Origin of the sequence: Devosia sp. WQ 349K1, assembly GCF_016595685.1 — a bacterium.
Classification (GTDB): Bacteria; Pseudomonadota; Alphaproteobacteria; order Rhizobiales; family Devosiaceae; genus Devosia.
This window is the reverse complement of the sequence record NZ_JAENGO010000006.1, coordinates 169239-189214: the sequence shown is the minus strand read 5'-3', so window position 1 is coordinate 189214 and position 19976 is coordinate 169239. Positions and strand designations below refer to the sequence as shown.

Below are 19976 nucleotides of genomic sequence, written 5' to 3'. Positions count from 1 at the left end.
AGAGTTTTCTGCAGTTCCAACTCCGGTTCTTTCGCTTCGCGAGTTGGTCCTCATTATCGTGGCATACACCCGATTGTGTAGCGGCTGATATGTTTGGTGCCTTAACGCAGTGCGGTTTACCCTAGTACCGAACGTCTTCGGCCTCCACTGCCCGCCAATCCGGGTGAAGGGTGATATTGCGCGGAACCCCAGTAAATCTAGCGATTTTTCCTATATTTTGTCGCTATGTGCGTTCTGGTTTTGAACTCTAAGAAGTCTGTTGAGGAATGAGGTAGGCATTTTCGAGGTTGATGTGGAGACTATGCTGTCCTACTATGTGCTCCAACAAGCGACAGAGTTGCAAACTTCTCTCCGACAAGGTTAGCCTTTCGAGTTGATACTCTTTTGTATTTTTAAAGATCGCAGGAATATTGATCGATATGCTTATCAGTATTCTTGCTGAGTTAAGATACGAGGTCTTATGACTATCAAGTTGAGGGTCGAAAAGATCTTCAAAATCTTCGGTAATCGGTCGAATGAAGCGTTCGCTCTTTTAGAGCGTGGTGAAAGCAAAGAAGCTATTTTCTAGGCGACGGGGCAGCTTATTGAGAAGGGAATACGCGTGAATTCGGTTGCTCCTGGTCCGTTTTGGACAGTGCTGCAACCAAGTGGTGGGCAATTTCCGGACAAGGTTGTTACGTTTGGCCAAGACAGTGCCTTTGGTCGTCCAGGTCAACCTGTGGAACTTGCGCCGATATATGTCCTGCTGGCGTCGCAAGAAGCCAGTTACATTACCGGTGAGGTTTTTGGTGTTACTGGGGGCAAGGGAATCGCCTGACTGCGCAGTGACGGCGGCGGAGAAGGCGCGTTGCAGTTTCAATCAAACACGGTAGGGGCCCGCACACTTAATCCCGGCTCGAACTTTGATGCGACTTTGGTGATGGCTACTCTTGCGACGCGCCGATCGGCCGAATGGTAGGGGTGAGTGATGTTGGAGCGGGCGTCTGCAACGCTGCCCTGACGGTGAATTAACTTGCGAACATTGACCTCTTGTCAAAGTTGCGGAGGTATTGTGTCAGTCGTGCCGGACCTGACCACTCAGATAACGCAGGCCGCTAAGGCCCGGGGTAACTACCAATCGCGTTGCGTCCATGCACGCCAGCACTCTACGCAGCACATGCTGATCGGAAAGAATAGCCATCTTGCGCTTGGCCAACACTCACGTGCAGGGGCGTGGCGGGTTTCTATCGAGATAACGGCTTCACTGCGGAAATACAAAGAGCCGCGCAGCTCTTGGAGGGGATACACGCTGACACGCGGCCCAGGCCTGAGATCGACAGTGAGCAGTTGAAGAGGGATCGCCTGTGCTATTATCGGGCCGAAACCGTAGCAGTGACCTGCAGGAGTGGATACTTTATGCGTTTGTGGCTATCTGGTGGTCGCGGTTTTAGAAGAAGGTATCTGCAATCGATGCGCCGCATATTTTTGCCAGTTTTGACCCTCGTAACATTTGGTACTACGCCTTCATTGGCTCAATCTGCCATCGAGCATCATGTCTGGCAGGATAGCCAAACCTTTATAGCCCTGAGCCGGACTGCCATCTCAATTACCGGTGACATCGGGCTTTCGGGAAATCCCAGCTTCGCCAAGGTCGGCAGCGTGATGCAGATTTCGTTCGGCGCCGGAGACCCGGTCGAACTCGTTTCCGAAGGCGCATCGTGGCGACAATGGGGCGTTTCTGGCGACAAGCAGACGGCCGAGGTGTTCCGGCTTGCGCATGATCCCGGGGAACTGCTCAACGGCACCACGCTCTGTGGGAGCGATGCGCGCTATCTTGTCTTTTCCGAAAGCTGGCTGGGAGGCGGCCAGATACTTGAGGTCGCGGTCTTCGAGGGTGATGTGCCACCGTTCGACATAAACAGCGATGACCTCTGCTCCACGTTCAGCTACTTGGTCGACTGAAATGCGTCTCCAAGATAGGGCGACTCCTTGGGCTGCAGCACTGGCGTTGCTCCTAATGACGCTGACGGCGCACTGCCATCCGATCGAAAATGGCACTGTCCAAATCGACGGTTCCGCGATCAGGATCATGGGCGTTATCGATAAGACCGTCGCAGATTTTTTTACCCGGACTGGTCGCGGCGCATCCGGCTCTGGATACGGTGAGCTTGGACAGCCCTGGCGGCTATGTCATCCTCGCCTTGGACATGGCGAGGAGCGTCTACGCCAAGTGACTGAAGACCATTGTGCAGATCGGTGATGGCTGTCATTCGTCTTGCTCACTGATTTTTCTCGCTGGCAACGAGCGGGTGGCCAACGGCGACCGCCACCTCAATCGAGCGATCAGTCGGCATTTCCGATTCTTGATGGAACACAAGGATTTGATTTTTCGGGACGAGCGCGAATGGCGTCCGACTCATGTGGCTCGCTGAGCGGTAGCTACGGCTTTGCGGCGGCAACGGGTGGGTGACCGTCCCGTTCCTTCTTCGTCATATTGAGCAAGAAAGACCACCTGCGGAGCGTCTAAGCTTTCGATCTGAAAGGGTGTTACGCATGCGCTACGCCTCGTCGGGATAATGCCCGTTGGTTTGGCCTACCATTTTCGCCAGTTCTGAAAAAGTCAGCACGTCTGTCTCAGATGCGCTGTTGTTTGCAAGCATGAGCAGCCGGGCCGGGAAGGCCACTGCATCGCGTGATGCGGGCGTCAGATCTTCCAACAGCCTATCGTCACCAACCGCGGATTGTTCCGCGCGCCTTAGAGCCAGATCGATCTCTTCGCGGCTGATAATGCCCTTGGCGACGAGTGTGTTGTTGATGGATGCTATGGCTAAGTAGAGTCCTTGTAGCTGCAAGTTTGATACGTTCATGCTTACTGTCCGGAGTTATGGGGCCATTATGCGGGCAATGTTTGTAGTCGAGTGAAAGTTGCGCGACATGGCGGCGGGCGCGCGCTCCCCAATACCGAGACCCGTACCCAGAGCAGACTTCGTCGCCTCAGATGTAATGAGACTGGCCTGATTATTGTGTTTCTTACCCTAGGCTGCGACACGAAAAGTTCGTGGCAAATTCGTCACCTTAGCGCGTGCTTCAGCGTTTAGGATCACACTAGACAATATTGGAGGTTGCAGTGGACCCGGACCAACTGGATCCTTGGAGCGATAGTGCATTCCAACTTAAAACTCGTGAGACGGCTTACTTTCTCTGGGAACAAGATGGAAAACCAGAGGGTAAGGAACAGGAATACTGGTTTGCAGCTCTGGAGAGAGGTCTACGCGAGCGCGACTGTGACAAAAAACTAGCGCAAACGATTATGACCGACACTGGGCAGATGTTTGAGAGGTAACATCAAAATATGCTCTCTGGAGTGTGTTGGCGGATTGTTCGCAAAAGTAAGCCTACGTGTTCGAACTGAATGCGAAGAGTAAAGACATTTCGGAAATCTTAAATATAATCGTGGGCTTCAAATGACGACGGCGTGAAATTCATCCATGGGGAACGTACCTCAGTCTGAGGCGTTATCTAGATAACGATTTCAAGACCAGGTGATCGTCATGACAGACGTGCATGCTACTTATTTTGAGCTGCCACCTGTCGGTCCACCGATCTTTAGACGGTTGTGGGCAACAGGCTTATTGTTCGCAGAGGATTTGGATGAACTGGCAGCGCAGCCTTGGAAGCGGGAAAATGTCCGTCTCCATAGCCAGATACAGTGTGGGTCCGATCTTTGTTTTATAGCGTCTGGGTTTGCGTTCCGTTGCAGGGTAACTGCTGAATCTGAACGACATCTAATGTCGTTGGCTATTCCCGGCGATATTTGCACCTACACCTGCGTTACCGGGCGGTCAGCGTATGCCGTTCCTGAAGCGGGGTCGCGATGTTCAGTTCTGCGGCTTGATGCAAATCATGCGGCAGCGTTGTTTGAGGGTAACCCGCGTCTTCGATGCGCTGTGTTGGCCAATCTTGCGTCCGACAATGTTGTGGTCGAAGAGCTTCTCACGTCAGTGGGGCGGCGCAACGCAATGCAGCGTATCGCACACTTGCTTTGCGAGTTAGAATTCCGATATCGCCGTCTAAACCTTACCAAAGGCAATCAGTTCACGCTGAAGCTTACTCAAGTTCAGATGGGAATGTATCTGGCGCTTTCTGCGGTGCACGTAAACAGAGTCATTCAAGAGCTGAGACGGTTGAAGCTCATCGAGCTGCGTGGTCGTGCGCTCACTATCCCTGACGTGCAGGCTCTGCGACGCATGGCAAATTTTTCCTCAGACTACCTCGAAGATTATTTGAACGAAAACGAGCCTAGGCTGAAAGCTGTATAAAGTTGCTGACAGAAGAGGAGAGATACTTGTCGTTCAGTAAACAGCGTACCCTAGATTTGACTTCTCTAAAGCACCATAACGCGTTTGGCTTACCTGCAAACGGTTTGGGTTCAGAGTAGGAGCGGCTCGGCACCGAGAACGAGCCGAAAAAGTTTGCATCTGTATCGTAGAAATGCAGCTGGAAGGCACAAACAACCTATGCACGTCATCTGGGATATCGAAACGGTTTCTGATGTAGCGGTTACGCCAGATCCCCGAGACTGGTTGGTCGCATTGGTTGAGGGGTCCCACGATGCAGTCATCAGTAAAGATCTGAATGGCACCATCCGAAGCTGGAATCCCGCAGCCGAGCGCCTGTTTGGCTATACTGCGCAAGAGGCTATTGGCCGTAACATCACAATGATCATCCCTGAAGAGCGGATTAGTGAAGAATCCCTCATCATTTCCCAAATCAGGGCGGGCCGGCGGGTCGACCACTTCGAAACCTTGCGCCGTCGTAAAGATGGAAGCTTAGTGCCGTTGTCTTTGTCGGTCTCGCCCATTCGAAATGTGGACGGAACGATAGTCGGTGCGTCTAAAATCGCCCGCGACGACAGCCTGCGGCGGCAGAATGAGGAGACCCTGCATTTGGTCGTCGACGAAATGCAGCATCGTGTAAAAAATCTATTTTCGCTCGCGGCGGCCGTGGTTTCGCTAACGGGACGGTCCAGTACGGACGCCCAAGATATCGTAACTAATATCCATTCTCGGCTGAGTGCCTTGGCGCGGGCGCACGAATTGACCATGGCGCGTTGGCAGTCAGAGGGGGCCAGCAATGTGTCCGGTGACCTGCTGGAACTCATTGGTACAGTCTTGGAGCCGTACCGTCTTGGTGACTGCATCATGCTATCAGGGGATCAGATTTCCATTGGCCCTAAGTCTTCGACGAGCGTCGCGTTGCTGTTCTATGAGCTTGCAACTAATGCCGCCAAATATGGCGCTTTGTCTGTGCCAGAGGGAGCGCTGGCTATCACCGCGAAGAATGAGAACGACGCGGTTTCAATCGAATGGGATGAGAGAAATTGCCCAAATACGGGGACGGCGGTCACACTAGGTTTCGGCGCCCGGCTGGAGAGCACACTGCTGGCAGCGCTAAGCGCCGATATTCATCGCGATTGGTTGCCCACTGGCCTGCGAGTTACCATCAATATCCCGTTGGTGTCGCTGGCCGTTTGAGAGAGTTTCACGGCCCTACGGCTTTCTTGTGAACAGCTGTCCGCTCAGTTCTTGCTTTGCAAGCCTTGCTCGCGGAGGGTGGCGAATTGGAGGGTGAGGGGTTCGATATTGTAATCCAGCCATTCCGACATCGCGATTTCTTCATCCAAGGTCGTCGTGAGCGTCGCCACCGCGTCGCTGTCGTTTTGCGCACGAGCCAGTGCAATCAATGACTTATAGGCCGCGATTTAGTAGTATTCGAAGGCAAAATTGGCGAAGCTGTTCTTGACGATCTCATCGGGCGCCAATTTGTGACCGAGTGCTACAATGGTTCCGCCAGCGCCCATAGCGATATCTTTTAGCGCCGACTTCTGAGCGCCAGCGCGCTCTAGCAAACTCTCAAGCCGTTGGATCTGACCTTTTGTTTACTCAAGATGCTGTTGCAGGCGTTGTGCCACTTCGGGGTAGTTCTTGATGCTCGCAACCTGAGGTTCCATGATCGCCAACGCTTCGTGTTCCATCGCGTGAGCGTTCTTGAGCCCAGTAACGTAGATCTCTGAAAGCTTGGTCATTTGCGGCTCCTTTTGAATGGCAAGCTAACGCCGGTCTACGGGTGAGGATCATTGATAAACCGGAGTTAAGGTCGGCGGACAACTATGACCGGCGCGTTCGTTAACACATGGCAAGCTCGGAACGCCGGTCGCAGGACTTGGCTTGGAGGAAGGCGTCGGTAGTCGGCGTTCTACCAATCAGGCAGGAATGACATGATCCGGAACATCCCGAAAATTACCCTCACTGACGGCAATAGCATTCCTCAGCTCGGCTTTGGTGTGTGGCAGATGCCGAACCATGAGGCCCAGAAGGCGGTGTCGACCGCCATCGATGTCGGCTACCGGCTGATCGACACCGCGCAAGGCTACGACAATGAATCTGGTGTGGGTGAAGCCATCGCGGCAGCCGATGTGAGCCGTGAGGAGCTATTTATTACCAGCAAGTTGCGTAACGGCGCTCACCAATACGATGACGCCATGCGGGCTTTCGACGAGAGCCTTGAACGGCTGAAACTTGATTATCTCGACTTGTTCTTGATTCATTGGCCAGTTCCTGAGCAGGACCTTTACGTGGATGCGTGGAAGGCGCTCGTCGCTCTACACGAGGATGGCCGCATTCGCTCTATTGGAGTATCCAACTTTCTACCAGAGCACATTGAACGTATCGGCGAGGCAACAAACCTACTGCCGGTGATCAATCAGCTGGAGCTGCATCCACTCTATCAGCAGCGCGACGTTCGGAATTTTCACGCAGGTCACGCGATTTCGATTGAGTGCTATAGCCCGTTGGGCAGTGGCGCGCTGCTCGACAATCCAACTATCGCCAAAATCGCCAAAAAGCACGGTAAGAGCATTGCTCAGGTGATTTTGCGTTGGGAGCTCGATCAGGGGCTGGTGGTAATTCCCAAGTCTACGCATGAGCATCGGATTAGAGAGAATTTTGATGCGTTTGGCTTTTCGCTAGATGCGGAAGACACTGCTGCGCTCGATGGTCTTGATGATCCGGAAGACGGCAAAACAGGCGGTCATCCTGCAACGATGAACACTCTGTTCTAATCCCACTTTTCACAACCACGCGGTTGAATGGTGCAAGATGTCTCTCGACTGTCTTCCTGGAGTTCAACGGGCTCAGCCCTCACGTTTCGGCACGCAAATGCTGGTGGAAGGGGTGCGCTTCCGTTTGTGGGCTCCCAATATTCCCAGTGTTTCTTTAAAGATCTTAGATCTCGAATTTGAACACCCGATGACGCAGTGCAGGGGCGGTTGGCACGAGATTGAAGTCCCGCATGCTCTTGCTGGCATGCACTATGTTTTTGTTCTGCCTGATGGCCAAACCGTGCCCGATCCGGCTTCGCGCTTTCAGCCTTACGATGTGCATGGCCCAAGTGAAATCATCGACCCGAGAAGTTATCGCTGGACCGATCTTGGTTGGCGCGGGCGGCCTTGGGAGGAAATGATAATCTATGAGTTGCACATCGGCACGTTCACCCCGGAGGGGACGTTCCTAGCTGCAATTGATAAGCTCAAAGCATTGCAGGAACTGGGCATTACAGCAATTGAGCTAATGCCCGTGGCTGACTTTCCCGGTCGTTGGAATTGGGGCTACGACGGGGCCTTTCTCTATGCTCCAGACAGTAGCTACGGCCGTCCCGAGCATCTCAAAGCCTTGGTCGATGCAGCACATGGTTTGGGTCTCTGCGTGTTCCTCGATGCCGTCTATAACCATTTTGGTCCTGAAGGGAATTACCTCCAAAGTTATGCCCCGATCGTCAATCCAGACCGTCATACACCGTGGGGTGGTGCCATCAACTATGATGACGCAGGAGCGGCTCAGGTGCGCGAGTTTATATTCGCCAACGCCCGCCACTGGCTGATGGAATATCATTTCGACGGTCTACGTCTCGATGCAGTACAGGAGATCCAGGACATCGGCCCTCGCCACATGCTGGTCGAGCTTGCAGAGCAGTTGCGCAGGGTGACCGATGGTCGGCACATTCACCTCATTGTCGAGAATTCTGACAATGAGGCGGGCTGGCTGAAACGGGGGCTCGATGGTGAGCCTTGGCTCTACAACGCACAGTGGAATGATGACCTTCATCACAGTCTGCACAACGCCTTAACCGAAGAAAATGCTTGGTACTATGCGGATTTTGACAAGAAGTTGGATTTGGTTGGGCGAAGCTTGGCCGAGGGGTTCGGTTTCCAAGGTGAATACTTGGAGCATGAAAAGCGTTTTAAAGGTGAGCCGAGCGCTTTCCTGCCGGCGACAGCTTTTGTCGCTTACGCACAAAATCATGACCAGATCGGCAATCGCCCTTATGGCGAACGGATAACCGATATTGTTTCGTCAGAAAAAGCGCGGTTCTGGACCGCGATAAACTTGTTGTCGCCACAGATTCCCTTGTTATTCATGGGTGAGGAATGGCACGCAAAACAACCATTCATATTCTTCTCGGACGTCGGTGCCGAACTTGCCGATAAAGTCCGAGAAGGCAGGCGAGACGAGATCAAATCTTTCCTGCCGCAACCGGAGAAGGGGCATCCGCCAGACCCGTTGAGCGAAGATACATTCAAAACTTCCAAGCTCGACTGGAGCCAGCGTGAAGAGCTTTCACACAGTGAAGCATTGGCGCATTATCGGCAACTCATCGCGCTGCGGAGGTCGGAAATCATCCCTCGTCTTTATGAGATGGATGGAAACAGCGGGCGGTATGAACTCGACGGTTCGATTTTGACTGTTGCATGGCAACTGGGCGACGGTATGCGCCTCAATCTGCTAGCGAACTTCTCTGACCAAGCTCTGAGTTGTGGCGCTGTGGGCGGGGATGTCCTCTGGATCGAAGGACACTTTAACGAGACGGTTATCGGTCCGTGGACAGCAGTTTTCTCGCTGGCGCAGTGAGCGCTCTGCTCGTTCTGGACGAGGCCGGAAAGCGATGTGCTTCCCGGCCTATCCTGTTCGCTATTGGAGTTCGCCAGCTGGCAGGGCGTAGGCGATAAAATAGTCGCCGATGGGTGTCTCCATAAAATCATGGCCCCCCGCGTTGATCACTACTATCTGGCGACCACCGGCCTCGTAAGTGATTGGAGTAGCTTGCCCGCCTGCGGGAAGAGCGGTTTGCCAAACCTCTTCGCCGGTATCGACCTTGATGGCTCGGAACATGTCGTCGGTAGTGGCACCGATAAAGAAAAGACCTGTTGCTGTTATGAAGCCGCCCCCATTGTTTGGTGTACCGATGTCTATCGGCAACATGCTTGGGATGCCGAAGGGGCCGTTATTACGGGCTGAGCCAAATGGACGATCCCAAAGAATTTCACGGGTGTTGAGGTCAATAGCAGCGATGCCGCCATAAGGAGGCTGTTTGCACAGCATCCCTGTGAACGGAACGCGCCACCCCGCGTTAACGCGGATGCCATAGGGCGACATCGCTTGAGGGCTAAGGTTGCCATGGGAGCCGCCACCAACATCTGGATCGTAGTTTGGATCGGTAATTGGTAGAATGCCGAGGGCATCAACCTCTTCACGCGGAACAAGCTGGTTGTAGTTCGGCATGTCATTGTAATTAGTGATCATTAGTCCTTTGACGGGATCGATCGCGACGCCGCCCCAATCCACGCCGCCGTTATAGCCGGGGTATTGGATCCATGGTTGATCAACTGTCGGTGGTGTGTAAACACCATCGTAAGCGGCTTGGCGGAACTGGATACGGCACCAGAGTTGGTCAAGCGGGGTTGTGCCCCACATATCCCGTTCGGTCAGGTCGGCTTTCAGCAGATTTGGGAAGTCGGTGACGAAAGGTTGTGTCGGAGAAAGGCGTTCTGGCTCCACGCCGCCAGTGGGAGCAGTGCGCTCTTCAATGCTAACCAGCGGTTCACCGGTTTTGCGGTTCAGGATGTAGAACTGTGCCTGTTTGGACGGCATAACGATTGCAGGAACTGGACCCTCGGGTGTTGGGAAATCAACCAAGGTGCCTTGTCCTCCAAGGTCATAGTCCCAAATATCATAGTGAACGGTTTGATAGTGCCAAGCGACCTCGCCGGTTTCGACATCCAGCGCAACAATGGCGGTTGAGTAAGTGTTTTCTGCCTCGGAGCGATCGCCGCCCCAATAGTCGACAGCTGAGTTACCCATCGGCAAATAAACCAATCCAAGCTCATTATCGCCCGAGGCAATCGTCCAAACATTGGGTGTGCCGGGGGTGTAGATCTCACCTTCAGGCGGCAGATCTGTCTCGCCGGGGCGCCCCATATCCCAAGCCCATTCAAGTGCACCGGTTACAACATTATACCCACGGATGACGCCAGACGGAGCTGCGCGGGTTTGTCCGTCGCTCACTTGGCTTCCAACTACGAGCACATCGCGAACGAGTGTTGGAGGTGACGTTGGGGCGTAGAATCCCGGCGCATGGTTTCCCATTCCTTCCATGAGGTCGACGGTGCCAAGGGCGCCGAAGTCCGGGCACGGCTGGCCGGTGACTGTGTCGAGCGCAATCATGCGCGCGTCGTGGGTCAGATTGACCACGCGGGTCGCACACATCGTATCGGCCACAACCGTAATGTCTTCAAAATACACTAGGCCCCGACAGGACGCATTATAGCCAACAGCATCTGCTGAGACGACTGGATCGTGGGTCCAAAGAGCCTCGCCTGATGCTGCATCGAGCGCCGATATCTTGTTCAGCGCTGAACACAGAAAGAGCCGATCCCCCACTTTTACGGGGGTGTTCTGATTGCCAAATGGTTCGTCGTCTTTCGGCAGGTCTCCGGTGCGAAATTCCCAGATTTGCTCAAGCATTTCCACGTTCTCTGGCGTAATCTGTCTGAGGGGCGAATAGCGCGTTGCCTTGTGATCGCCTCCATAGGCTGGCCAGTCGACACCCGTTTCTAGGGCAACGTATTGCACTTGAGCTGCGCTGGTCGGGGTTTGTGTAGTCAGTTCGCCTCTTGGTGGGGCGGTGGCGGCCGGTGCATCTGGCGTTTCGAATGCTGGCGGCGACACGGTCTCTTGCGCAACGAGATGCGGCCCCCCGTTCGACATGAGAACCATGACAGATGCAATGAGCGCCATCACACCAGTTGCCGCCGCCGCAAATCTACCGCGTGGCACAGCCAATCTGCCACGGAGCGCAGGGATAGTCAGCAACACCAGAATTAAAATCACACTTGGTGCAAGCAGACGCGGGACTTGCGCCCATCCGTTGAGGCCAGACTCCCAAAGCGCCCAGATCAGAGTAAAAGCGAATGTTGAAATATAGATCCAGACGCCAGCAATTGACTGTCTGAATAAGAACGTCGCAGAGGCCAGAAGGCCTGCGCCCGCTATTAGATAATAGAATGAGCCCCCTAAGCTGAGAAGCCATGCTCCTCCGAGCATAATTGGCGTGCCGAACAGCACCATTATGGCGGCGAGGGCCATCACTGCCCAGTAACCAAAGCCTCGGTTCCTCGTTGCCATAAACATTTCTCCTCACACGCCTTTATGAGGAGCTAACGAAAAAGTGCAGAAGCAGTTCCTATTTGGTTCGACGGGCCATTAGCGCGCTATTTCGCGTCCTAGACGCCATCTTGGCGGTGGCAGCACCGACAACCAAATCTAGTACCGTCGAAGAATGTCTGACGGGGCGATCTGGTCTTCATTGGTAGAGTTCCTGTGGGTGTCAGAGTTTTGACCGTCAGTCGCCCTCGCGAAAGCTGTCCAACATCACCACCTCTGCGTCGGAAGTAGGTTTCCGAATTAGAGGTGTCCGTCGTCAGATGCTTTGGCTCAGATTTTCGGACAGCGCTGCTCGTGTTCCATTGAAGTTGTGCGGCAGGCCTATGGTGCATCTAGCGTTGATGGCGGATTGTTTTGCGCTTGTTATTTTCACGCTTTTTGATGATGGCGAAGGATACGCCTGCGGGTGCTGAAACCGCAGGGCTTAAAAATCAGCGTGGCTTCCTCGCTATGGTGCCCTTCGTGAAATGACCGTAGTGGGACATAGAGCCGAATAGGTCTAACAAGGCCAAGAGTACGATGATTTCGCGGTCCCGATAGGTGTATTTTGCCTTGGCCATTAGCTGGCGGCTTTGTTGCTCTCAGTTTGGCGGGGCGATACCATCATCCCTCATAGGACGCACCATACATTCTTGATACGCCCCCGGCTGAATCGAGGAGGCGGCGGATGGGTTCGCGTTGTATGAAGTTAGGACGTCTCTTACCGGCTGCTCATGACCTCCTTTTTGCTTTCGACATGCGACGTTCATGATGCAGCAAATTCCCATCTCCGCTACTGTTATATGCCGCTCTGAAAATCCTCGCCGGTGGAGGCGCTGATGCGTCGTCTAAATGTTGTGGTTGTAGTCATCCTGTTGGTCATTGCCGTACTGTGTGGTGTTCTACAGTTGAGCAACGCCAGAACATTCCAGGTCTTTGGCGATATCGTAGCCCGTGTTGACACGGATCGCGCTGTTGTGGCGCTGACTTTCGATGACGGTCCTACAGACAACCATACCAAACCTGTTCTAGAGATTTTGAAATCGCATGACGTTAAGGCAACTTTCTTCCTCACTGGAAGAGAGACTTCCCGAAATCCAACAGGGGCCAAAGCTATCGCCGAAGCCGGTCACGAAATCGGCAACCATTCGTGGTCGCACAACCGCATGATCTTCGTGAGCCCTACCACCGTTCGTGAGGAAATTGAGAGCACAGACGCCGCGATCCGCAATACGGGGTATCGAGGCGCGCTGTATTTTCGCCCGCCGTATGGCAAGAAACTTTTCTCTTTACCATGGTATTTGGCACAACACGACCGCACCACGATAATGTGGGACGTGGAACCAGAGGCGGATGCGGTCGCGGCCGCTGATCCCAAAGCCATGGCTGAATATGTGTTGGACAACGCAAGCAACGGCTCGATAATTATTATGCACGTTATGTACGACAGCCGGGAAATTAGTCGCCAGGCACTGCCATCTATCATTCAGGGTCTTAGGGCTCGTGGTTTTGAATTCGTTTCGGTTTCTGAATTGCTGGCTCTGCAACACCGTTAAGGCGTAGTGGCTAGGGACATCGACAGCTGAGCTTTGTTATTTAGCCGCGAAAACTGCCGGTCCGCATTCCACGACGTTTGAACCTGTCGCCCATCAAGTAAGCGCGGGAGCTTTTGGGAAATGGCCAAAGGGCTCCGGATGACCGACATGGGGGAGAAAGCGGCAAGCGTGATACATTATCTTCGGATGGTAGAGCGAAGCCAGCCTGTTCTAACCATCCAAACGATCGTGACCAGTCAGGGTACGTCGCTCGCAGAATGTTTTTCTATCCGCTCCGGAGCTGCCTTGTTTGGCTATATTCGTATTCGCTTTGTTTGCCTTCCCTAAGAAACTAATTCGCTCGTTAGGCTAAGAAGAAACCTTTACTCTCCTTAAATCGCTAACCCATTTTTTTGAGAAAGAGGTGGTAACGTCGGGCAGTTTGCCACGATCCACCTCTAAAAAATCGCTGCATAAGAGGCACGTACCGGTTCGCGAGCAAAAGAATATCTAGTAGCGACTCTTGAGGATTTAGCAGGTCACTTCAAACTCAAAATGGTGACTAAACTCACTTAGTAAACGTTGAGATCATAGATGCGGAGGGCCAAGGGTCCTCCGTTCGTTGTGATTTAGCGTTTAGCTGTGTTTCTGGCCCATTTTGCCGTCTTGAGAAGGCTTCTCATTCTTATCGCTGCCGGCGGAACCCTTCTCATCACGGTTCTTAACACCAGAGTCAGCTTGCTTGGCCTGATCTCCAGACTTGCCTTGATCGTTGGCAGAAACATTGCGTTTGTCTGAATCTGAGTTGGCCATGGTATCTTCCTCCTATAAGTGCCTATCCTTGAGCACGGTCAGCAATGGGCCAATAGGGATAGTGTTCCAATAAATGCGTGATAGCCGAACACTATCAGGTGATACATTGTTCTTGGCCGTAGTGCCATTTGCGACTGGATATGATTTTGCAGCCTTGCGGTGAAATAGATAGTGGTCCTAAGTTCGATTGTGCGGTTTATTTGCTTTGTGTATTTTTGATCTTGTTTTGTAAGACAGTGCTGGGCCTGAAAACCACTACTCGACGTGGTTCTATTATTGACGTTTCAAGTGTTCGGGGGTTCCGTCCCAAACGCGCCAGCCTGGAGCGCACCTCGAATGTTCCGAACGAAGTTAGCTTAACAAGCTGATCGTCGATGATTGCGTTGCCTATCATCTCGATCGCTCGGCTCACGATGCTTTTCGCTTCATCTCTGCTGAGGAAGGAAGCTGCATACGCCACTTCAGTTAGCCGTTCGCGAGTGATTGTTCTTGAGGGCATGAGCTTGGACGCTGATATGGGTAGGTTTGGGCGACGAGGCCATGAAATCTATGGCTCATTTTAGGCGAGGGGCATTTTCGCGCTTAAAATGTAGAAATATCAGAAGGCTAGGCTAACGGCAGTTGAGGTGTGGCGTTTCGCAAGGCAGCTCAATTCGAGGGCGTTAAGCTAGGTGCAAAGAAAGCTTCAATTGCCTGATAAATAGCTTCGAGGTCAGTGTCTGAAACCTCGGCGCTCACCGTTTCCCCATCGGTAGACAGAGCTAAGACGATGAGAGTTTCGTTCGGCTCGTCTGCAACAAGATCTGTGTTGATTTCGAAAGGTAGAAATTTTGCACTTAAATAGGCATCGAGGTCGCCTAATTGGCCTCCTCGGCCAAAATAGGCTTTCTCCCAGTGGCGCGGCAAAACTACGCCAATTTTCGATCTCTTCGACAATTCACAAAACCCATTCAAACTTATCGAACGGGTAAACTCTCAGCAGAATGAAATGATCCACTTGCACAAGCTCTTAATGCTGAGGGGCACTCCCTCTCTCGTATAGTAGCTCCAAGTTCGCGCTATTTAGCTGGGGTAGATTACCGTCACCGTCACGTGGTGACAGCATGTTGGCCTGACGCGTCGATCGCTTCACGTGATGGTGGTCATGCGCCGTCAACAGCTTCGCCAATGGTGCCTTTCACCCGTATCAAGGCATTTAAATGGCCAAGTTTTTTCGAGCAATTTGAACACTGAACTTGCTGGTTCAAACTTACTCCTTGGATGTGCATTGTGTTCTGTTGTTTGCAGTGAGGGCAATTGACAGTCACGACAGGCATTCCGCGTTCCTTTATCGCTGGGTCAACTCAGGAACCAAATATCAGGCGCCAGAGCCTGCTGTTCCTCGGAGTGTGACGCCAAACTAAATCCCCGGCAGCAAATGCACCTTACGCCTAGGCATTGCGGGTGGCGAGTCGATTGATTAGTGGCAAATCACGGTGTGCATGCCGTGGGTTTTGCGGCCATGATCAGACCGTTTCTTCTATTGTAGTTGGCAGCTGTGAGTTTAAGAGCCTGCTGCTTTAAAGCCGGCAACTCGCTTTCCAGCCTGCTGGATGTAACGACGCTCGCTAGAGGCATTGTGGCGTGTCGCTGCTTGATAGCGGGCAAGGACAAATATGATTCAGTTATTCGCGGTAATCGCGCCAACTGATTTGGGCTCGCGTCGGCGGGTCTTTTCGCTGTAGCGGTTCACACATCTCGCTGCGGTGCAGGTGAGCAGTTTTACTGCTCGAATTATCGCGACGACCACTCTGCCAGATCGAGATGGTTTTAGCGGCCAGGTTGAGTCAAAATTTTACGATGCCGTCAATATCGTAATTTTGCTTGAAGCCGAAATAGTAACGATAAAGCGTTCTATTTCGTAGAATAAAAGCGCCGTGGCCGATTGAGGGCATTTGGCCTCTCGATGGCTTGGAACACATCAATATGATGAAAATGCTAGTTGGCGCCTTAGCTGCACTGTTGCTTTTGGCTCCGGTACTTCCGTCGATGGCAGAAGAGACTGTTAGCGATGAAGTTGATCAGGCTCTCTGGTGCGGCGCAGCTTTTGTTGCCGTTTCACTGACAGAAGGCATGGCAGAAGATGAAATCGCTGCAGCTGAAGTCGCTGCTGAAGCCATTTTCGCTACGGCGCATGCCGCAATGGTTGAGGATGGTATTGAGGAAAGCGAATACGATCGCTTGGTCACATACTATACGGAAATGGCCGTAGAGAACCTGACCAATCCAGATGCAGAAATGCGTTACACTTCCGATGAATGCGCGGCACTGATTACCGAGTAGTTGTCAGCCGGGTGGGCGTGAAACCTCGCCCATCCGGTGCGCCGTCATTTCTTCAATTTTTGAAATTTCAGAACATAGATTTAGGTAATAATGGTGCCAGTTAAGAGGCACTTTGGCGCTTGACCATCTAGAACAAACGAAAGAGGGTTCCCTGCGGCTAAAAATTGGGCCGCGGTAGGAGATACTCGATGAAGTTCAGGATCCTGTCTGCAGGAGCTTTGACATTAGTAATGGTCGGGCTCGCATATGGGGCGGCGTCGAAGCCCACAATTAATCCCTGGCACTATATTGGCAAGATGTCGTTCGTTGACCATTTGTTCGAACACCACGACGCAGACGGTGATGGCGAGATCAACCGCGATGAAGCACAGGCATTTTTTGAAGAATTGGCTGCAAACGCCGAGTGAGCGTTTGAGGTGAATGGCTCGCGGATTTCGGACGGGCGCTCAGGCGTCCCCTCCATTCTGCTGCCGACATGCCGCGCAGGACCGCAACCTTGTTCCGCATTTGAGCGTCTGATCAGAAAGGGAGCAAATTTGCCCTTAATGTCGTCCCGAAATCTGCGCAGGACCACTTGTAAGCCCTACAATTCTGTCCGGGCAGCGAGTGTGACGGTAATGCTGCGAACGTCTCGCTGCCAATCGAACGCCACCTGGAGATAAAGATTGCCTGTTTTAGATTTTGTGTCGGCGTGGCTCCCTTGATTAGCTCGGGCTAAGGTTCACGGGGCAAGGTCGGCTGACAACTGCACAACGCTGCTGCCCTGGGATTTTATGTTGGCCTCAACGCATAAACTTAGAGGACGTGCGTGTGAGCGCTCCGGTCCGACGTTCGTGGCTTCCGATTACTTTGGTGTTCTTAGTCTCAAAGCCATTTTCATATAGGCGCAATTGGACCATCGAAATCCGAGCTTACGTGTAGCTTGTACGCGAGCCGCTGGACCTATACTGTCACATCTGACCGTCACAGTGGCGAGTCTTAGTTGACCTTTTTATATTACGGGGCAATGGCTTACGGTGGAAATGGGTTCGAATCCCCCCCTCTCCGCCACTTCACTCTGGAATGCCCAGAGCTCCTTGATTTCCTGCAAGTCCAGTACCTTAGCCTTCCTGCTGTTCCAGTGAACTGTTACAGTGAGGGCATGACTGACGTGCCAAAACATCCCCGACTAATGGTCCGTAAGGGCGTCTACTATCACCGTGCTTCGGTGCCGTTGGACATCCGCGACACCTATCGGAAGACAGAAGAAACCTTCTCGTTGAAGACCAAAGACCCGCGAGAAGCGATATTGCGCGTCCGCGTTGCGGCTGCTGAGGTGGATGCGCGGTTTAAAGAGCATCGTCGTCGCCACAATGTGGTGGTCACTACTCGCGATGAGTTGACCGATGCGGAGCTGAAGACTGTCGAGCAAGCCTACTACGTCTACCTGCTTGAGGAGGATGATCAGCGGCGCGATGGCGGGTTTTATGATGGTGAAATGCTGGAGCTGCCAGCACCGTCCTTCGATGAGTACGAGCTGCAAGTGGCTGACTCGCTAGAGTATGTGCAGCATCAATTGCCGCGTAGAATGTCTGACGTGTTCTATGACGCCGAGGTGGATGAGGTTCTGAGCTGGGATGGCTTCCACATCAGCTTGTCCAAGAGTTCCATAAGTCGCAAAAAGGTCGTGGCGGCGATCCAGCGGGCAGAGATCAAGGCTTACAAGGACATCGTGCTGCGAAACCAAGGTGAGCTGATCGACACTCCCGTGGTCGACACACCTGTTGTCCGTACGGCGGGTGGGGTCATGCTAAGCGATGCCGCAAAGGCTTGGGTCTTAGACAAGCGTCCGGGCTGGACCGACAAAACCGCAAAAGCGAATGAGGTGGCAATTGGCTGGTTCATGGATTTGGTGGGGGATAGGTATCTGGGTGACTACACCAAAGCGGATGGCAGAGCGTTCAAGGCGGCACTGCAAGCGCTTCCCGCCAACTGGACCAAGCAACCAGAACTGAAGTTGCTGAGCTTCAGCAAGGCCGTAGAGAAGTCCGCCCAGCTTGGCCTAGAACCGATGAGCCTAAAGAACGCAGCGAAGAACATGCAGTTCGTAGGGGCATTCTGGACGTGGGCGGAGGGCAACTACGATGAAGTGTCGGGCAGTCCGATGGTCAAGCTGACGCTTCCGAAAAGTTCGGCTCGGGATGAGCGTGATGCGTTTACGTCGTACGACCTAACTGCGATCTTCTCAGCTCCGCTGTATCGTGGGTGTTTGTCGCTGCACAACTGGAAGCAGAAGGGCAACTTCGTGCCAGTCGACAGCGGTCGCTATTGGGTTCCGCTGGTGGGGCTTTACACTGGCGCTCGTCTCGCTGAGATCGTGCAGCTCCACGTAGAGGACGTGAAGTTCGAGGGCGATGTGGCTTACCTCAGCTTGATGCCTGGGGCTGAAGAGGGTGACGACCGTCGGGTCAAGAATGCGAATGCTCGCCGCAACATCCCCATTCATAGCCAGCTTGTATCTGCTGGATTTTTGAAGTTCGTGCAGCGGGCTAGGTCTGCCAAGCAAAAACGTCTGTTCCCCGACATCGAGAAGGCCGCAGACGGCACGTACTCGTCAGCGTTCTCCAAGTGGTTTAGCAACTTCCTCAAAGCTTGCGACGTGAAAACCAAGAAGAACAGCTTCCATAGCTTCCGCCACACGTTTGAGGACGCTTGTCGTGCTGGCGGTGTGCCGATGGAGTACATCAACGCGATCCAAGGTCACTCGCAAGGCGGCGAGGCTGATCGTTACGGGAGCGGTGGTTACCCGGTGGCGTTGCTCAAGGACCAGATGGAGAAGGTTAGCTTTGCGTCATGGTGAGCGCGTGAGGTCGTTCTGGGGGTGAGGGGATCGGCGCGTGGGGTATAGTGCGTTTCTTTGTGCTGCTGCACTCCTTCGTTCTTTTGGTGTTTCTGTCAGTGTATCTTAAACATCGATATGGCGTGTTCGTAACTCGCATCGTCAAAAGATATTCTGGCGCAGTATGACACATTGCTGAGACTGTCTTTGGTCGGGTGGTTGTTTCCGAAGATGTCTTTATAGGTGATTATGAGGTGGCATAGGATTGTAGTGCGCTGAGGTAGCTCGAATGCAACGCCTTCGGCGATAGCGTCCACCGACGTTAAATGTTTGCCGTGTGCCTTGCCCGTAGCAGGTAAGTCTGACCGATTTTCTGGGGCGGCTATGGATGTTATTTCGATTAGACTTCCGTCAGCTGCGTATCCTGAGATTGCAATCGTAAGTTGTGTAGCAATGTTGGTTGCGGGAGTGCTTCCTGAGTTTTCGTAGAAAAACTCGATCAGAAATGACCCGTCTATGTCGGCTCGGATTGTTACTCGACTGACCGATAGATACGCACGTAGTTCTGCGAGACTAAACTCTCTCTGTATTCGGTTGGAATCTACTGCTGCAGTAGCGCTGCGTTGGGCCTCCAGTAGTGTCCGGTAAATCAAATAAAGGCTCATTGTTCCTGCGACTGTTGCGACTGAGGTAATCGCTACCATCCACCATGCCGCGCCAGCCATGCTCATTTGGGCCTGAAGATCTAGTTGCGCGAGGTCAATGCTGGCATGGTTCGCAACGTTGATGTTCGTTAGCCACGGCATACCCGGAAGAAAAGCAACCAGAACAATTCCCAGAAGTGTCCCTGATAAGAAGACTACGCAAAACCAACCGGATGCATTTAACAGCTTACGTATCTTCCAAATCTTCATCACGTGCTTTGCATGTCTGGTAAATTCTACATAACTAGCTGTTGGACAATGAAAATAA

The 19976-nt window shown here is 52.9% G+C and carries 16 protein-coding genes and 2 pseudogenes; 11 read left to right on the top strand and 7 right to left on the bottom strand.

Annotated elements, in window-relative coordinates; translation table 11 throughout:
* Positions 1-577: 577 nt before the first annotated feature.
* Together JHL21_RS13305 and JHL21_RS13300 are read left to right on the top strand one after the other, a co-directional pair.
* Positions 578-817 (top strand): annotated as a pseudogene (locus JHL21_RS13305) (SDR family oxidoreductase); the annotation flags it as partial.
* Positions 818-1395: 578 nt separating this feature from the next.
* Positions 1396-1941 (top strand): hypothetical protein, encoded by a 546-nt coding sequence (locus tag JHL21_RS13300; protein WP_200213966.1) that lies wholly within the window; start codon positions 1396-1398, stop codon positions 1939-1941.
* 596 nt (positions 1942-2537) lie between these two features.
* Here JHL21_RS13300 and JHL21_RS13290 read toward each other — a convergent pair.
* Positions 2538-2846, bottom strand: a complete 309-nt coding sequence (locus JHL21_RS13290; RefSeq protein WP_200213962.1) for a hypothetical protein — start codon at positions 2844-2846, stop codon at positions 2538-2540.
* Positions 2847-3106: 260 nt separating this feature from the next.
* Between JHL21_RS13290 and JHL21_RS18040 the strand changes: the two genes are divergently transcribed.
* The 3 genes from JHL21_RS18040 (at position 3107) to JHL21_RS13275 (ending at position 5513) form a co-directional block, all read left to right on the top strand.
* A complete protein-coding gene (locus JHL21_RS18040; protein ID WP_367948193.1) occupies positions 3107-3322 on the top strand; it encodes a DUF2934 domain-containing protein in 216 nt (71 codons plus the stop codon).
* A 208-nt stretch (positions 3323-3530) separates the two neighbouring features.
* Positions 3531-4298 carry a Crp/Fnr family transcriptional regulator gene (locus JHL21_RS13280; RefSeq protein WP_200213960.1) on the top strand — a complete coding sequence of 256 codons (768 nt, stop codon included), beginning with the start codon at positions 3531-3533 and terminating at the stop codon, positions 4296-4298.
* 198 nt (positions 4299-4496) lie between these two features.
* Positions 4497-5513, top strand: coding sequence for a PAS domain S-box protein (locus JHL21_RS13275; protein WP_200213958.1), 1017 nt, complete (start codon positions 4497-4499; stop codon positions 5511-5513).
* A 44-nt stretch (positions 5514-5557) separates the two neighbouring features.
* On the opposite strand, the pseudogene JHL21_RS13270 reads toward JHL21_RS13275, so the two are convergent.
* Positions 5558-6064 (bottom strand): annotated as a pseudogene (locus tag JHL21_RS13270) (ferritin-like domain-containing protein).
* A gap of 192 nt (positions 6065-6256) precedes the next feature.
* Between JHL21_RS13270 and JHL21_RS13265 the strand changes: the two are divergent.
* Positions 6257-7099 (top strand): aldo/keto reductase, encoded by an 843-nt coding sequence (locus JHL21_RS13265; RefSeq protein WP_200213956.1) that lies wholly within the window; start codon positions 6257-6259, stop codon positions 7097-7099.
* A 97-nt stretch (positions 7100-7196) separates the two neighbouring features.
* A complete protein-coding gene (gene treZ / locus JHL21_RS13260; RefSeq protein ID WP_200213954.1) occupies positions 7197-8945 on the top strand; it encodes a malto-oligosyltrehalose trehalohydrolase in 1749 nt (582 codons plus the stop codon).
* Between the two features lie 60 nt (positions 8946-9005).
* Here treZ and JHL21_RS13255 read toward each other — a convergent pair whose 3' ends face one another.
* Positions 9006-11498, bottom strand: coding sequence for a membrane-bound PQQ-dependent dehydrogenase, glucose/quinate/shikimate family (locus JHL21_RS13255; RefSeq protein ID WP_210338903.1), 2493 nt, complete (start codon positions 11496-11498; stop codon positions 9006-9008).
* An 857-nt stretch (positions 11499-12355) separates the two neighbouring features.
* Between JHL21_RS13255 and JHL21_RS13250 the strand changes: the two genes are divergently transcribed.
* On the top strand, positions 12356-13072 hold the full coding sequence (locus JHL21_RS13250; protein ID WP_200213952.1) for a polysaccharide deacetylase family protein: 717 nt from the start codon (positions 12356-12358) through the stop codon (positions 13070-13072).
* A 615-nt stretch (positions 13073-13687) separates the two neighbouring features.
* Here the strand turns inward: JHL21_RS13250 and JHL21_RS13245 are convergent.
* From JHL21_RS13245 to JHL21_RS13235, 3 genes are all read right to left on the bottom strand, one after another.
* Positions 13688-13864, bottom strand: a complete 177-nt coding sequence (locus JHL21_RS13245; protein ID WP_200213950.1) for a hypothetical protein — start codon at positions 13862-13864, stop codon at positions 13688-13690.
* A 196-nt stretch (positions 13865-14060) separates the two neighbouring features.
* A complete protein-coding gene (locus tag JHL21_RS18035) occupies positions 14061-14363 on the bottom strand; it encodes an HU family DNA-binding protein (protein ID WP_200213948.1) in 303 nt (100 codons plus the stop codon).
* Between the two features lie 149 nt (positions 14364-14512).
* Entirely contained in the window at positions 14513-14800 is a 288-nt protein-coding gene (locus JHL21_RS13235) for a hypothetical protein (protein WP_200213946.1), read from the bottom strand.
* A gap of 1029 nt (positions 14801-15829) precedes the next feature.
* Between JHL21_RS13235 and JHL21_RS13230 the strand changes: the two genes are divergently transcribed.
* The 3 genes from JHL21_RS13230 to JHL21_RS13220 all read left to right on the top strand — a co-directional run bounded on the left by JHL21_RS13230 (position 15830) and on the right by JHL21_RS13220 (position 19025).
* A complete protein-coding gene (locus JHL21_RS13230) occupies positions 15830-16186 on the top strand; it encodes a hypothetical protein (RefSeq protein WP_200213945.1) in 357 nt (118 codons plus the stop codon).
* Between the two features lie 188 nt (positions 16187-16374).
* Entirely contained in the window at positions 16375-16593 is a 219-nt protein-coding gene (locus JHL21_RS13225) for a hypothetical protein (RefSeq protein WP_200213943.1), read from the top strand.
* Between the two features lie 734 nt (positions 16594-17327).
* Positions 17328-19025 (top strand): site-specific integrase, encoded by a 1698-nt coding sequence (locus JHL21_RS13220; RefSeq protein ID WP_200213941.1) that lies wholly within the window; start codon positions 17328-17330, stop codon positions 19023-19025.
* A gap of 95 nt (positions 19026-19120) precedes the next feature.
* On the opposite strand, the gene JHL21_RS13215 is transcribed toward JHL21_RS13220, so the two are convergent.
* On the bottom strand, positions 19121-19918 hold the full coding sequence (locus JHL21_RS13215) for a hypothetical protein (protein WP_200213940.1): 798 nt from the start codon (positions 19916-19918) through the stop codon (positions 19121-19123).
* Between the last annotated feature and the right edge of the window lie 58 nt (positions 19919-19976).